This window comes from Janthinobacterium sp. 1_2014MBL_MicDiv, from assembly GCF_001865675.1.
Taxonomy (GTDB): domain Bacteria; phylum Pseudomonadota; class Gammaproteobacteria; order Burkholderiales; family Burkholderiaceae_D; genus Janthinobacterium.
The window spans coordinates 2,772,217-2,787,327 of sequence record NZ_CP011319.1 but is presented as its reverse complement, the minus strand read 5'-3'; the positions used below and the strand labels follow the sequence as shown (position 1 = coordinate 2,787,327).

Here is a 15,111-nt window from a genome sequence, read left to right as displayed (position 1 = left end):
CCCTTCACCCGTGCACGCGTTGACACCCCGCGGTGCCTGTCCTATAGTCGCCGGGTTAACAAGAAATGAGAATGAGAATCATGTTCATCAAAATGAAGAAACGGCTCGTTTGCCATCTCCTGATGGCCGCCGCCCTGCTGCTGGCTGGCGGCGCGCAGGCGCAAGTGGCCGGGCAGGACACGGGGGCCAAGCAGCTGTGGCAACTGATTGACTATGTTGCCGTCGATTACAGCGGCGCCGTCGAGCACGGCAAGGTGGTGAGCGAGGCAGAGTATGCGGAAATGCTCGATTTTACCGACAACGCAACGACGCAGATCGCCGCCCTGCCCGCCCACGCCTCGAAAGCGACCATTGCCGCCGCCATCGCCGACCTGCGCAAAGCCGTCGTCGCCAAGGCGGATGGCGCGGAAGTCAAGCGCCTGGCGCACCACGCGAATGGCTTGCTGATCGCCGCCTATCCGATTCCCGTGGCGCCGAAAGTGCTGCCCAACCTGGCGCGCGGCGCCGCCCTGTATGCGGCCCAGTGCGCGTCGTGCCACGGCGTGGCCGGCGGCGGCGATGGTCCGCTGGCGGCCAGCCTGGAACCGAAGCCGATCGCCTTCACGGATGGCGAGCGGGCGCAGTCGCGCAGCCTGATGGCGCTGTACCAGGTCATCTCGCAAGGCGTGGCCGGCACCTCGATGGCGAGCTTTGGCCAGCTGTCCGAAGAAGAGCGCTGGGACCTGGCCTTCTACATCGGCGGCATGTCGCACGATGCGGCGGCAGGCGCGCGCGGCGAAAAACTGTGGCAGGACGATCCGCGCAGCAAAAAACTGTACGCGGACCTGGCCGCCGTGACGACGCTGACGCAGGAAGCGGCGGCCGCCAAGCTGGGCGCGGACGAGGCGCAAGCCTTGACGGCGTATCTGCGCAGCCATCCGGACAAGGCCGAGGCGCACAAGCCGGCCGGCCTGGCCCTGTCGCGTTTGCGCCTGGCCGAAAGCCTGGCCGCCATGCACGCGGGCGACCGCGCGGGCGCCACGCGCCTGGGCCTGTCCGCCTACCTGGACGGCTTCGAACCGATCGAGCCGATGGTCGGCGCGCGCAACAAATCGCTGCTGCTGGCCGTGGAAAACGCCATGCTGGCTTACCGCTCGGCCGTGGCCAAGGGCACGGTGGCCGATGCCGACGCAGCCGGCGAAAAGCTGCAGCAACTGTTTACCCACGTGGAAGCGGAACTGGGCGACGCCAAGGCCGATCCGATGACGACCTTCATCGGTGCCCTGACGATCTTGCTGCGCGAAGGCGTGGAAGCGTTGCTGATCGTGATCGGCATCATCGCCTTCCTGCGCAAGGCCAAGCGCAACGATGTGCTGCCCTACGTGCATGCGGGCTGGGCCAGCGCCCTGGTGGCGGGCGGCCTGACGTGGGTGGCGGCAACGTATCTGGTGACCATCAGCGGCGCCAGCCGCGAAGTGAGCGAAGGCCTCGGGTCCGTGTTCGCGGCCCTGGTCTTGCTCAGCGTGGGCCTGTGGATGCACCAGAAGAGCAGCGCCGGACGCTGGCAGGAATACCTGCACGAGAAACTCACGGCAGCCATGTCGCGGCGCTCGGCCTGGGGTCTGTTCGCCCTGGCCTTCATCGCCGTCTACCGCGAAGTCTTTGAAACCGTGCTGTTCTATTCCGCCCTGGCGGCGGACGGCAATGGCGGCGCCCTGCTGGGCGGCTTCCTGGTGGCCATCGTGCTGCTGGTCGTGATCGCCTGGGCCTTGCTGCGCACCAGCGCGCGCATGCCTATCGGCAAGTTCTTCTCGTGGACGTCCGCCTTCGTGGCCGTGCTGGCCGTGATCCTGATGGGCAAAGGCGTGGCCGCGCTGCAGGAAGCGGGCTGGGTCGGCGTGAGCCCCGTCGATTTCATCCGCGTCGATCTGCTGGGCATCCTGCCGACCCTGGAAACCTTGCTGGCGCAAGCGGCCATCCTGGCCATCATCGTCGCCGGCTATGGCTGGAACCGTTTCTCGGCAGGCAAGCACAAGCTGGCCTGAGCCGGTAACGTCCTGCGGTAACTAACAGCCCCCGATAGCTGCCGGCAGCTATCGGGGGCTGTTGCATTGCGGCGGCTTATCGCGCAATGTTGCCTGGCGCATTGCCGTGGCGATGCACTCTGACTCCTGCCAGCCAGGTCTCCTCCACCACGATGTCGCGCAGCTTGCGCACCGTCTCGTCCAGCGGGTCTTGCGCAAGGATCACCAGGTCAGCCCGCTTGCCGGCCTCCAGCGAACCCACCAGATGATCCATGTGGCAATGCCAGGCTGCATCGAGCGTGACGGCGCGCAAGGCCGCCATGCGGCTCAGGCACTCGCCCGGATTCAGCACTTCCTTCCCCGACGTCGCTTCCATGGTGCGGAACACCGCCTGCTCCATCATGCGCAAGGGCCCCAGCGGCGAGACGAAATGGTCCGAGTGCAAGCTGATGTGCATACCCGCTTGCACTGCCGAATGGCAGCGGTCCAGCAACTGGGCCCGCTCCCGGCCAAAAATGGTGCTCTGGAACGAGTACCCCCAATAGCCGACGTGGCCGATGAGGAAACTGGGGTTCAATTGCAGTTCCGCCATTTTATTGATGGCTACATCATTCAGCAGCGATGCGTGCTCGACGCGCAGGCGCAGCTTGCGCCGCTTTTGCGCTTCCTCTTCGCTGATGCCGCCCGGCTGCGCCGTCAATACCTGCTGGTAGCTGTCCAGCACATATTCCACCGCCTTGTCGCCGTTGGCGTGGACCAGCACGGGCCAGCCCTGCCCCACCGCCTTGCCCAGCATGCTTGTAAACAAGGATGTCTGGGGGTAATTGCTCAAGCCGGTGTCGGGCACGCCAGGTATCGAATGTTCATGCGCGCAGGCATAAGGCTGGTTCTGGTAACCGGTCAAGCCCTGGTTGGAGCCATCGGCAATCAGCTTGATCGCCTTGATGCTGAAACGCTGGTCGCCGTGGCTGTCCAGGTCCGGCTTGTAATGCTGCAGCCATTTGTCCAGCGCTGCGGCTTCGGGTTTGGTAAACAGCGCGGCACCGATGCGCACGGGACCGAGGTGGGCCGCCAGCTTGAGCAGGCCGATCTCCAGCTGCGGCTGCTCGGTGGCGCCCAGGCCGGCGTCGAAGACGGTGGTAAAGCCCATGGCGGAGGCATTCTCCAGCACCTGCTTCAGGCTAGCGATAAATTCCGGCAGCTTGGGCTGCGGCGCGGCCAGCAGCGCTTCGGCGATCTTGATCTCGGTCAGCACGCCGGAAGGGTTGTCCTGGATGTTCGCCGCGTTCAGCGCAGCGGTATTCAGATAGGCAAGGTGGCCGGAAGAGTTCATCAGCAGGATGGGCACCGTGCTGCTCAACGGGTCCAGCTGGCTGGCGGTGATGTCTTCCCAAGGCTGCATCAGCGAAGGATCAACGCCAAAACCGAGCAGCCAGGGATTGCCTTTCTTGTCTTTCTGCAGCTTTTCCGGCTGCGCCAGCGCGCTGAGTATCTGCTGGCGGATGCTCTGGAAACTGTATTCCGGATTCAACTCCTGTTGCCGGGGTGCCTGTTGGAAAGGCGTCAGCGACAGCCAGCTCTTGTACAGCGCGCTGGGCAGCACGTGCATGTGGGCTTCGACGAAGCCTGGCAGCAAGGTACGGCCATGCAGGTCCGTCTCGTCCGGCTGGTGCGCCTGCATGGCCTGGCGCACTTCGTGCAGCGTGCCCGTGGCGATGATGGTGCCGCCGGCGATGCCCAGGGCATCCACCTGCTCGCTGCCGCCCGTGGCCAGGGTATGGATGACGCCGTTATGAAAGATCACGGCTTGCGGCCCCAGCTTCCCGCCGTGCGGCGCATATGCCTGTTGAAACGCGGCATCCAGTTCGCCGCTGAGTGCGGTTTCCGTCAGCAGGCCGCTGGTCAGCGTTGGCAGGTGAGGCAGGTTGCAGCAGGCGCAACCGAGGTGGTCATGGCTCATGCAGATTCCTATCAGAAGTAATTGATTTAAATCAATGAAGTCATCCTTAATTCTGCATCGAATATACCCAACAACAGAATATCGGGAGAACGGCATGTTTTTACCGGCTCGCCGGCTGCCAGTAACTGCCATACAGCATAGCGAATTGAAAATCCAAAAGACTCAAACATTGTCACCTGAATGTAAAAGTCTGCATGTGTTTTTCAGAAACCCTGCAATATATTTATTCTCCGTGATAGCTCACCATTCAATTTCCCGATAGACAATAGACAGATATTTATCATCGCGTGACAATTGAATGGTAATATTTTATAAACTTTAATAATACTCATTCTTGACGCGAAGACGCGCGCGGTGGCGGGTGGCCCGGGAAATACCGTCTGGGTATCGGCGCCGATGGCGAAGCGGATTCGCATCGCGCGGTATTGCTGGTGCAGACCCCGGCGATAAAACGCAAGTTGGTGGAGCACTATTACACGCAGGACCGCTCGACGTCCTTTTGCCGCCTGAAGAATTAAGCAATACACGAGAAATTATTGCGAAACCGCAAAGGACATAAGCAGTCGCCATGCATAACGGCGCACGGCGCCGCTTATGGACAGCACAGTGGACAGCGCAGTGCGCAATCATTTATTGGTGGCCGGCGGAATTTTCTTTTTAGAAATCAAGCGGCTGCTGGAAAATGCCGCCGGCGTTCTTTGAAACGCCGGCGCATTCGACTCGATGGTTTGCTGCGCCTGTCTACCCTTGGCTTTCACGCACTGTTCCCGACGTTGAAAATCCGGTCTGCGCCTGACGCGCGCGCCAAGGCCTGCGCGGGAAGCGGCAGCTGGCGTCAGCCCACGGTCAGGTGGAACAGCGCCGTGGCAGAGCCGTGGGAAGCTTGCAGCGTGAACGGGCCATCCGCAAAGTAGGCCCTGACGCTGAAGCCGCTCATCCGGTTCAGGGTGCTCATGCCGTTGGCGTCGGTAAAGGTGATGGAGGACATGCCGCCACCCGGCTCCGTCTGCAGCGCCATCTCGCGCGGATGGGATGGTGACGACCAGCTGATCTGCTGTCCGTCAAGGGGCACGCCGTCCGGCCCCTTGAGCTGCACCGTCAGCGCCGCGAAGTTTGCCGCCGCGCTGCGTCCGGCGCCATGGATGCGCGCCTGCGTCTGTCCATCTCCCGCGTGCACGGCCAGGCTTGCGCCGGCAATGGGCGCGGGCGGCGGCGCGGACGGCGCCACGGTGAGCGAAAAAGTTGCCGTCGATGAATTATTGGCGCCGGCGACGATCGTGAAGGCCCCTTCCGCGTAGTAGCAAGCCAGGCCGTGGTTGCCAGACCTGTCGAGGGTGGCGATGCCATTCGCATCGGTGGTCAGCAGGGCACCCTCCGAATTCGAGCTCATCTGAATGGCCATGCCCTCCGGCTTGACGCCCCCCCTGAAATAGACGTCCGCCTTGGGTACCGGCTGCCCCGACGCGTCGATGAGCTTGACTTGCAGCGTGCCAAAGACGGCTTTGCCGCCGGGCACCGCGAAACCCGCGCGCGCCACGCTCTGGTGATCGCCGGATAGCACGCTCAGCGCGAGCGCGGGCGGCGCCAGCCCGGCAACCGTCTGCTTGAATGCGGCGCTCGCCCCATCGCATGCCGCTGTGACGCCGAAGCCGCCATCGGCATAGTAGGCGAAGACGGCGTTGCCGCCCATTCTGTCGAGGACGGCCACCCCATCGGCTCCCGTGACGGTGACGCTGCCAGCGCCCCCGCCCGGCTCTGTCTGCACGGCCATGGACGCCGGCTGCCCGGACGCGCTCCAGCTGACCTGGCGGCCCGCAAGCGGCACGCCGCCGGAAGACACCCGGACGGAAAGCGGCGCGAAAGTCGCGACTGCATTGCCGGCTGCCGTAACCAGCCTGTACTGGTTTTGATTGTTGCCCGATAAAATCTCTATGGTTGCGTTCGACATATTTCCTTGTAGGCGTTGAGCGATGCGATAGGGAAAGAGAAGCCGCCTGCATTGCACGTCCGCCATGCAGGCTGGAAAGGGTTTGCCGGCCATGTTAACGGGATTCCCTGCATGAAAATACACGCATTGTCACACCGTAAATAGCGAGCAAAGGAAGCGGTCAGGGCGGCGCGTCGCGCGCATCCACGTAAGCCCACGCTTGCCTGCCCGATGCCAGGGTGACGCGCGCGCGCCGGTAGGCGGCCACCTCGTAGCCGTCCGCCTGGCGCAATTCCTCCGGCGAAACTGCCAGCACGGCGCCGGGCACGCAATCCGTCGGTTCGCCGCTGCGCGAGGCGATCGGATGATGCGTCTTGCCGCTGGTGGCCACCACCTGCGCATCGTCGATGGCCAGCAGCGCCAGGCGGTAGCCCGGCAGCTGGTCGGGCTGGCTGTCGAGCAGGCGTCCGAAGGTGGCCAGCTGCACATCGGCCTGCTGCAGGGTGCCGTAGGAAAACAGGTGTTCCGTCATTGCCGCTGGAATAATTGCCATTTGCCGCTCCTTGTATAGGTAGTTGTCCGTGAATGCAATCACATCTGCCGGAAATGCTGCAGGTAGCTGCGGCTGACGGGCAGGGTTTCGTCGCTGCCGCGCAAGTGCAGCTGCGCCGTTTCATTCATGCCCCGCGTTACCTGGCTGACATATGCCAGGTTGACGATGACGGCGCGGTGTATTTGCACGAAGCGGCCCGGGTCCAGCTGTTCCCCCAGTTCCTTGATGCTGGTGCGTATCAGTGCCTCGCCCTCCTCCCACGCCACCAGCGTGTATTTCTCTTCGGCGCGCAGATAGCGCACTTGCTCAACGGGAATCAGGCGCACGCTGTTGCCCACCGATGCCCGGATCCAGTGCAGCCAGGCAGGCGCCGCGGCGCGCTGCCCCAGGCGGCTGGCCAGCTGGTCCAGCATGGCGTCCAGTGCGCCGCCATCGGCCAGCCGGGTGGCGAGCCGGCCTTGCAGCCGCTGCACCGTGTCGGCCAGGCGCGCCGGGTCGACGGGCTTCACCAGGTAGTCGACGGCGCCCTGCTCGAACGCCTGCAGCGCATACTGGTCGTACGCCGTGACGAACACCAGCTGGGCGCGGCGGGCCAGCGCGCGCGCCGTGGCGATGCCGTCCAGGCCAGGCATGCGGATGTCGAGAAAGACAATGTCGGGTTGATGCAGCTCAAACAGCTCGAGCGCTTCGGCGCCGTTGCGCGCATCGCCGATCACGGTCAGGGCCGGCCACAGGGCGGCCAGATGGCTGCGCAGGCGCTCGCGCAGCAGCGGTTCATCGTCGGCGATCAGCGCGGAAATAGTGTTCAATGCCTGCCTCCAGAAAAATGCAGTTCGGCGCGCACGCCATGCGGGGCGACCGCGTGCAGTTCCAGCCGGGCATGGGCGCCGTACACGGCCTGCAGGCGGCTGCGCACATTGCTCAAGCCGGTGCCGGGCTGCGCCGTCGGCGCCATGCCCACGCCCGTATCGCTGACCCAGACGCAGCTCGCGCCGCCGGCCGCGTCCACCGTCGCACCCACGGCGATGCGCCCGCCCGCCACGCCGGGATCGATGCCGTGGCGCACGGCGTTTTCCACCAGGGTCAGCAGCGCCATCGGCGGAAAGCGCAGGCTGGCCGCCTGCGCGACGTGGGCCACGTCGATCTGCAGGCGGTCCGGCATGCGCACCTGCATCAGTTCCAGGTAGGCGCGCACCAGCTGCAATTCCTGCTCCAGCGTGGCGCCGGCATCGTTCAGGCGCGGCATGGCGGCGCGCAGATAGGCGATCAGGTGGCGCAGCACGGGGCCCGCATTCGGCGAGCCGGACGCCACCAGCGCTTCCACATTGGCCAGGGTGTTGAACAGGAAATGCGGTTCGATCTGCGCCTGCAAGAGACGCAGGCGCGCATCCAGCAGTTCGCGCTCCAGGGTGTTTTTCTCCAGTTCGACCTGCAGGCGGTCGGCCCGTTCGCGCTCGCGCCGTTCGCTGCGCATGGCCAGCAGGGAAAACAGCACGCCGAAGACGACAGCGAGCAAGACCATCAGGAAGTGGCCGACAAGGGTTTGCGTTTGCGCAAGATAGGCAAAGAACTGGCCCCGCTGCGTGGCCAGCGCCGTGACCAGGGCGGCCACGGGCGCCATCAGCACCACGGCGCCCAGGCGCGCGGACGCCAGCGACAGCCAGCGCGGACGCAAGGCCCCCGCCGCCGAGTACGCCAGCAGCAGCACCGCGCCGATAAAGCCGATGCGGCCAAACACGCCCAGGTAGGGCGTGCCGCTGAGCAGATGCAGCAGCCACGACAGCAGCAAGGTGAAGACCGTCACGACGAGCGCCTGCCGCGCGGTCGGCAGGAACGCTGGGGTGCGGCGGGTGGTGACAGGCGCGGGCATCATGGCGCCACGATACGCGGGAAGCGGCCGCCATTCAAGCCCTGAAAACCGCCGTTCGTCGCACCGTCGCCGCCTGTTCGCGCCCGCCAGGCAGGCGGCCGCCTATGCTGATGGCTGCACACCCTGTCAGGAGAGACCCCATGCCATCCGCACCTTCCACCGCCATGCCCTGCCCCGCGCCGTACCAGGCCGCGGCCGGAACATGGAGCACCACGGCGCTGTCCGCCTCGGCCGTCTTCTGGTTCCTCGCCACCGTCATCGGCCAGCTGGTGTTTGCCGCCTACATCGTGGCCCTGTACGGCGGCCATGCCGCGCGCGGCCACTTTCAGGGCTGGAACACGGTCATGACGCATGGCCACGTGCCCGGCGACGGCATCGGCAACCTGGCCACCGGCGTGCACCTGCTGCTGGCGGCCGTCATCATGCTGGGCGGCGCGCTGCAGCTGGTGCCGCAGGTGCGCCGCCGCGCGCCCCGCCTGCACCGCTGGAACGGCCGCATATATCTGGCCGGCGCCGTGCTGGCCGCCGTGTCGGGACTGTACATGCTGTGGTGGCGCGGCGCCGTGGGCGACATGGTGCAGCATCTCGGCATCAGCCTCAATGCCGTGCTGGTGCTGCTGTTCGCGGGCCTCGCGCTGAAAAACGCGGTGCGGCGCGACATCGCGGCGCACCGCCGCTGGGCGCTGCGCCTGTTCCTGGCGGTGAGCGGCGTGTGGTTTTTCCGCGTGGGACTGATGTTCTGGCTGGCCGTCAACGGCGGCCCGGCCGGTTTCGACCCGGCCACCTTCACTGGACCGGCCCTCGGCATCCTCGCCTTTGCCCAGTATCTGCTGCCGCTGGCCGTGCTGGAAGCCTATCTGCGCTGCCGCGATGGCGGCGGCCCGATGCTGCGCCTGGGCATGGCGGCCGTGCTGGCGCTGCTGACGGTGGCGATGGGCGCGGGCATTGCCGTGGCGGCGATCGGCATGTGGCTGCCGCGCATGCACGGCTGAACGGACCGCCGTAGCCCGCAGCCGCTATCATGCCGGAATCTTTATGACAGGAAAGTAAGGCGATGACCTCAATCTCTGAACGCTTGCAGGAACTGGGATATAGCGACAGCCAGGCGCACGCCCTGGCGCAGGCGGCGCAACGCGAGGACCATGGGCCCTTGCTGCGGCACTTGCTGCTGCGCGGCCTGTGGTCCGACGTCGTCGATGAAAGCCAGCCGCAGCCGCAGTGGCTCGAGCGCTGGCGCGACCTGGGCGAGTCGGGCTTTCCCTTCATTAACTCCCCGGCCCTGCAGCGCCTGCTGGACGCCGGTGTCGATGTGCACGACCTGACGGACGTCGTGCGTTCCGCGCAGGTGTTGACGATCTACAATGTGGCCCAGCTGATCGACGACCCTTGCCGCGACCTCGGCTACGACGTCGAGGACGCGCCCGACCTGCAGCTGGCGTATCTGGCCGACGCCGGCGCGCCGCAGCGGCCCGGCAGCCTGCACGACGCACTGGAAGAGCTGGACCCGGCGGGCCGCCACGGCCAGCCCCGTTCTCTGGAACTGCGCCGGTTCGGCGCCTTGCCAGCAGCGCTGCAAGAGGAAATCCGTGGCTTGCTGGCGCAAAAAGCCTGGTCGCAAACGGCCGTCCTGTGGCAGCGCGCCGTCGGCGGCGAGCTGGCGCACTGCCTGGCTGCGATGCAGAGCCTGGCGCGCCAGCTGTAGCTGCGCCTTACCAGTAGCCGAGCAGCTTCCACCACGTGGTGCCGACGATGGCAAAGATCAGCAGTTCCAGCACGCACATGATGAAGCCGACGCGCCACCAGTTGCCCATCGTCACGAAACCACTGCCGAAGATGATGGGCGACGTACCCGTCGCATAGTGGGTCAGGGTCATCATGATGGCCGAGCCGGCCGTCATCATCAGCATGAAGGGCACGTGGTATGCGGCCGGGATCAGGTGCAGGCCGACGGTCAGGAAGGCCAGCAGCATGGCGCTGATGTGGGCCGTGGTGCTGGCAAAGAAGTAATGCGAAAACACAAACACCAGCACGAGCACGGCCGCGATCGGCAGCCAGTCCATGCCGCTGGCGACGATGGCCGCCTTCATGCCGGCCGAGAACCAGGCGATCACGCCCGTCTTGTTCAGTTGCTCGGCCATCATCACCAGGGCGCCGAACCACACCAGGGTGTCCCAGGCGCTCTTTTCCGACAGCACGTCGTCCCAGGCTATGGTGCCGGTAATGATCAGCACGAACAGGCCGACGAAGGCGACCACCGTCGCATCGAGCGAAAACGCGGGACCGAACAGCATGGCGGGCACGTTGGCCCACAACAGCAGCAGCAAACCGAAGGTGCCGAGCATGACTTTTTCCGACGGCGACAGCGGGCCCATGCTTTTCAATTCCGCCTTCGCATAGGTGACGGCGTCCGGCGTCGCCTTCAGTTCCGGCGGCGACAGCCAGTAAATGACCAGCGGCATCACCAGCAGGCACGCGAGGCCCGGCAGCAGCATGCACAGGGCCCAGGTGGTCCAGCTCAGGTGAAAGGCCTGGCCGCTGGCCTTGGCGACAAAGTCGACCACCAGCGGGTTCGGCGCCGTGGCCGTCAGGAACATGGCCGAGGTGATCGGGTTGGCGTGGTAATTGACGAGGGCCAGGTAGGTGCCGACCTTCTTTTCCGTGCCCTTGGCCGGATCCGAGTCGAAGGCGTTGGCAATCGATTTCATGACGGGGTGGACGATGCCGCCGCCGCGCGCCGTGTTACTCGGCGTAAAGGGCGCCAGCACCAGTTCGCAGATGGCCAGGCCATAGCCGATGCCCATGGTGCGCTTGCCCAGCAGCGAAATGAACAGCAGGCCGATGCGGCTGCCCAGCCCCGTCTTTTTCAGGCCGCGCGAAATCAGGATGGCCACGACGATCAGCCAGATCAGGGGATTCGAAAAACTGCTGAGCGCATCCGTGATGGCGCCCTTGGACGAGGTCGACGTCACCTGCGACAGCGAGACGATGACGATGGCCATCATCGCCATCACGCCGATGGGCATGACTTTTAAAATGATCGCCAGGATGGTGGTGAGGAAGATCGCCACCAGGCCCCAGGCCTTCGGCGTCAAGCCTTCCGGCGCCGGCAGCAATAACATGCCAACCAGCAAGGCAGTGCAAATCAGGGCCGGGACGAGCCGGAATGGGACGGCTTCCTTGAAATGCAGGAACATGTCGCGCACTGTCTTATACATCATCGTTACCTTTCACTGTGGGTCAGGCATCCTGGCAAGCGGCATCGTGCGCGCAGAGTCTCGGGCGGACGCGCGGGAAAAACGCGCCTTTGAAGATGACAGATGCCCAACAATTCTGTTCGGCAATATCATACACGCAAGACTTCACCGCCCCTTGCTCTGTAGCACCATTGCCTGCCCACTATCTTGAAAATCGTTGACCTTTGAGCGACACGTGTCGCATAATTGCCCCTTCAGTCGCCAGCCGGCATAGGCCGCTGGCCGCGCGCGTACCCGCCACCCTCTTGCGACAAGGATGCACATTGAATACCCGGAACAGCCATATCGACGCCCTGCGCGGCGCCGCCATCCTGTGCGTGCTGGTGCTGCACTTCGCGCTGGCTTACGGCCTGAAGAACAGCCCGCTCGAAGCCTTGCCCGGCTGGCTGCTGCGCGCCGCCTATCAGGGCAATTATGGCGTGACGATGTTCTTCGTCATTTCCGGCTATCTGATCACGTCGACGTCGCTGCGCCGCTGGGGCGACCTGGCGCGCATCGACCTGGCCGCCTTCTATGTCTACCGCATCGCCCGCCTGCTGCCGTCGCTGCTGCTGGCCCTGTCCATCATCGTCATGCTGGGAACGCTGGACGTGCCCTTCTTCGCCAACTCGGACGGCGGCAAGGACTTGCCGGCCAGCTATTTCGTCATCGCCATCGCTTCCGTGCTGACCTTCTGGCACAACGTGCTGATGCAGAGCGCCGGCTATTTCAATTACTGCCTGAACGTGTACTGGTCGCTATCGGTCGAGGAAATGTTTTACTTGCTGCTGCCGCTGTCGTGCCGGCTCTTGCGCAAGCGACACTGGATCCTGCTGCTGTGCGGCGCCGCCATCGTGGCCGGGCCCGCCTACCGCAGCCTGCACGCCGACAATGAAATCTACTTCATGTACGGCTATTTCGCCTGTTTCGACGCCATCGCCATCGGCTGCCTGACGGCCCTGCTGGCGCAATCCGTGCGCCTGCGACCACGCCAGGGCCAGCTGCTGCGCCTGCTGTCCGGCCTTGCCCTGGCGGCGCTGTATGTGCGCGGCATCGGCGGCCACGAAGTGTTTGGCTTTACCTGGATCGCCGTGGCCAGCGCCGCCTTCATCCTGGGCGGCACGACCGCACAGGGGGCCCGCCCGCCCCGGTTCGCGCCGCTGCAGTGGCTGGGACGCCACAGCTATGAACTGTATTTATTCCATATCATCGTGCTGGCCGGCATGCGCAACGTCGTCGACAAGGCGGGCCTCGCTTATGCGGAGCGCCTGCCTTGGCTGCTGGTGTTCCTCGCCGCGACGGCGCTGGCGGCGGCCCTCGTCGCCCGCTACCTGTCCGAGCCGGCCAACGCCGCCATCCGCCGGCGCTTCCGGCGCAGCGCCACGGCCGCGCCTTCCTGCGTACCATAGGCGATGCAGGCCCCTTTAAAAGGCGTTCCCGCCCCGGAGCACCGTTGCCCCCTGTGCGGCGGCCCGAACGGCTGCGCACCGGCCCGGTCGGGCAGCTTTGCCACGCCCTGCTGGTGCCAGGCGCAGCCCATTGACGCGGCCGCGCGCGCCCGCGTGCCGCCCGAACAACGGGGCAAGGCCTGCATCTGCCGGCGCTGCGGCATAAAAACATAGCACTTTGCCTTGTGGCAATGGCAAACTATGCTTTTTGCCATCCAGGCTAGGACGCCATGACTCCAGCACATACCAGCCGCGCGCATGCCTATTTCCAGGCGAACACGGGCTTTTCCTTCGAACAATTGATCGCTCCCCTCGATGCGTCCACCGCGGCCGCCGCTCCCGCCGGCACCCCGCTGCGCGGCGGCCCCGTGTACCACGCCATCGAACAGGCGCGCCGGCACGATGATGCCAGCTTGCCGATGGGCGCCTGGGAGCATCAGCTCAGGCAGGCCGACTGGCAGCGCGTGGCCGGGCTGGCCGCGCACGCGCTGACGCACGACAGCAAGGATCTGCAACTGGCGGCATGGCTGCTGCAGGCGCAAGTCCATCGCACGGGTGTCGACGCCCTCGCCCCCGGCTTCAGCCTGCTGCAGCAATTGTGCGCGCGCTACTGGCAGGCGCTGTACCCGGCCGACGACGAGCACCGCGCGAACATCTTCCGCAGGCTCAATGAAAAGCTGCTGCCAGACTTGCGCCTGCTGCCGCTCACTTCCGGCGAGCCCGCCTTTGCCCTTGCCGATTGGGAGCGGGCGCGGCGCCAGGAACAGCTGCGGCAGCACGGCGGCGAGCAAGTGGCTGTGGATGCGGGGCCTGACCTTGCCGGGCTCGCCGCTGCCGTGGCCGCCACGCCTGCGGCGTTCTATCTGGATCTGCAGGCGCGGCTGGACGAGGCACTGATCAGCCTGGACGCGCTGGCTGGTTGCCTGGACGAGCAGTTTGGCGAGGACAGCCCCAGCCTGAGCGCGCTGGCGGCCGTCCTGCAACAGATGCGCGACGTGGCCGCGGCGGCACTGCAGGCACGCGGCGCCTGACGGCCCGGCCCGGCGATACCTGGCCAGGAGAAAAAGTGAGCCAGGTCAAGAGAGCGCATGCCGGCCGCGTGTTTCCGGGCGAATTCCAGCCCCGCCTTGCCATTCGCACTATAATGTCGGCACCGCGTGCGGCAGCAATGGCGGCGATAGACGGTAACAATTTCGTGTGGACGCCAGTACAATAGCGTCTGGGCCTACACAGGGTTTCACTTTTGCCAGCAGTTGCCAGCAACTAACCATTTTTTTGACCAGCCAACAAACACTATGAGTTCGATGAATGAAGAGCGCGTATTAAGCGTGCACCACTGGACGGATACCCTGTTCTCCTTTACCACCACGCGCGACCCGTCGCTGCGTTTCTCGAATGGCCATTTCACCATGATCGGCCTGCGCGTCGACGGCAAGCCATTGCTGCGCGCCTACAGTATCGCCAGCGCCAATTACGAAGACCACCTGGAATTTTTCAGCATCAAGGTCCCGGGCGGTCCATTGACGTCGCGCCTGCAGCACTTGCAAGTGGGCGACACTGTCATCGTCGGCCGCAAGCCGACGGGCACCCTGGTCTCCGATTACCTGCTGCCAGGCAAGCGCCTGTACATGCTGTCGACGGGCACCGGCCTGGCGCCTTTCCTCAGCATCGTGCGCGATCCGGACATCTACGAGCGCTTCGACCAGCTGATCCTCGTGCACGGCGTGCGCCAGGTCGATGAGCTGGCTTACCACGACCTGCTGGTCGAGCATCTGCCGAACCACGAGTTCCTCGGCGAAATGGTCAGCGACAAGCTGCGCTACTACCCGACCGTGACGCGCGAAGACTTCCGCAACATGGGCCGCATCACCGAACTGATCGAAACCGGCAAGCTGTTCGAAGACCTGGGCGTGCCTGCGCTCAATCCCGCCGAAGACCGCGTGATGATCTGCGGCAGCTCGGACATGCTGCGCGACCTGAAAGACATGCTGGAAGAGCGTGGTTTCAAGGAAGGCAACACCTCGACGCCAGGCGACTTTGTTGTCGAGCGAGCATTCGCCGAAAAGTAATCGGCTAGCACCGTTGGGGCCCGGCCCCGCCGCACTGCGCGGCGGCGC

The 15,111-nt window shown here is 65.0% G+C and carries 13 protein-coding genes; 7 read left to right on the top strand and 6 right to left on the bottom strand.

Features of this window, described 5'->3' with window-relative positions:
• Positions 1 to 80 precede the first annotated feature (80 nt).
• Positions 81 to 2,024, top strand: a complete 1,944-nt coding sequence (locus YQ44_RS12200) for a cytochrome c/FTR1 family iron permease (RefSeq protein ID WP_156894807.1) — start codon at positions 81 to 83, stop codon at positions 2,022 to 2,024.
• 76 nt (positions 2,025 to 2,100) lie between these two features.
• Here YQ44_RS12200 and YQ44_RS12195 read toward each other — a convergent pair whose 3' ends face one another.
• The 5 genes from YQ44_RS12195 to YQ44_RS12175 all read right to left on the bottom strand — a co-directional run bounded on the left by YQ44_RS12195 (position 2,101) and on the right by YQ44_RS12175 (position 8,316).
• On the bottom strand, positions 2,101 to 3,963 hold the full coding sequence (locus YQ44_RS12195; RefSeq protein WP_071323612.1) for an amidohydrolase: 1,863 nt from the start codon (positions 3,961 to 3,963) through the stop codon (positions 2,101 to 2,103).
• Positions 3,964 to 4,798: 835 nt separating this feature from the next.
• A complete protein-coding gene (locus YQ44_RS12190; protein ID WP_198043921.1) occupies positions 4,799 to 6,004 on the bottom strand; it encodes a hypothetical protein in 1,206 nt (401 codons plus the stop codon).
• 67 nt (positions 6,005 to 6,071) lie between these two features.
• Positions 6,072 to 6,443, bottom strand: a complete 372-nt coding sequence (locus tag YQ44_RS12185; protein ID WP_071323610.1) for a gamma-glutamylcyclotransferase family protein — start codon at positions 6,441 to 6,443, stop codon at positions 6,072 to 6,074.
• 38 nt (positions 6,444 to 6,481) lie between these two features.
• Positions 6,482 to 7,252, bottom strand: coding sequence for a LytR/AlgR family response regulator transcription factor (locus YQ44_RS12180; RefSeq protein ID WP_071323609.1), 771 nt, complete (start codon positions 7,250 to 7,252; stop codon positions 6,482 to 6,484).
• Entirely contained in the window at positions 7,249 to 8,316 is a 1,068-nt protein-coding gene (locus tag YQ44_RS12175) for a sensor histidine kinase (RefSeq protein WP_071323608.1), read from the bottom strand. The genes YQ44_RS12180 and YQ44_RS12175 overlap by 4 nt, the downstream gene beginning before the upstream one ends.
• Before the next feature lie 137 nt (positions 8,317 to 8,453).
• On the opposite strand from YQ44_RS12175, the gene YQ44_RS12170 reads away from it, so the two are divergent.
• Entirely contained in the window at positions 8,454 to 9,305 is an 852-nt protein-coding gene (locus YQ44_RS12170; protein WP_198043920.1) for a DUF2306 domain-containing protein, read from the top strand.
• A gap of 62 nt (positions 9,306 to 9,367) precedes the next feature.
• The gene (locus YQ44_RS12165; RefSeq protein WP_156894805.1) at positions 9,368 to 10,015 is read left to right on the top strand and encodes a hypothetical protein; all 648 of its coding nucleotides are present in this window, start codon (positions 9,368 to 9,370) and stop codon (positions 10,013 to 10,015) included.
• 7 nt (positions 10,016 to 10,022) lie between these two features.
• Here the strand turns inward: YQ44_RS12165 and YQ44_RS12160 are convergent, their stop codons facing one another.
• The gene (locus YQ44_RS12160; RefSeq protein WP_071326438.1) at positions 10,023 to 11,528 is read right to left on the bottom strand and encodes a DASS family sodium-coupled anion symporter; all 1,506 of its coding nucleotides are present in this window, start codon (positions 11,526 to 11,528) and stop codon (positions 10,023 to 10,025) included.
• 302 nt (positions 11,529 to 11,830) lie between these two features.
• On the opposite strand from YQ44_RS12160, the gene YQ44_RS12155 reads away from it, so the two are divergent.
• The 4 genes from YQ44_RS12155 (at position 11,831) to YQ44_RS12145 (ending at position 15,063) form a co-directional block, all read left to right on the top strand.
• On the top strand, positions 11,831 to 12,955 hold the full coding sequence (locus YQ44_RS12155) for an acyltransferase family protein (RefSeq protein ID WP_071323605.1): 1,125 nt from the start codon (positions 11,831 to 11,833) through the stop codon (positions 12,953 to 12,955).
• A 3-nt stretch (positions 12,956 to 12,958) separates the two neighbouring features.
• Positions 12,959 to 13,168 (top strand): cysteine-rich CWC family protein, encoded by a 210-nt coding sequence (locus tag YQ44_RS28235; RefSeq protein ID WP_083411792.1) that lies wholly within the window; start codon positions 12,959 to 12,961, stop codon positions 13,166 to 13,168.
• Positions 13,169 to 13,224: 56 nt separating this feature from the next.
• A complete protein-coding gene (tssA, locus tag YQ44_RS12150) occupies positions 13,225 to 14,025 on the top strand; it encodes a type VI secretion system protein TssA (RefSeq protein WP_071323604.1) in 801 nt (266 codons plus the stop codon).
• A gap of 264 nt (positions 14,026 to 14,289) precedes the next feature.
• A complete protein-coding gene (locus tag YQ44_RS12145; protein ID WP_071323603.1) occupies positions 14,290 to 15,063 on the top strand; it encodes a ferredoxin--NADP reductase in 774 nt (257 codons plus the stop codon).
• The last annotated feature ends 48 nt before the right edge of the window (positions 15,064 to 15,111 follow it).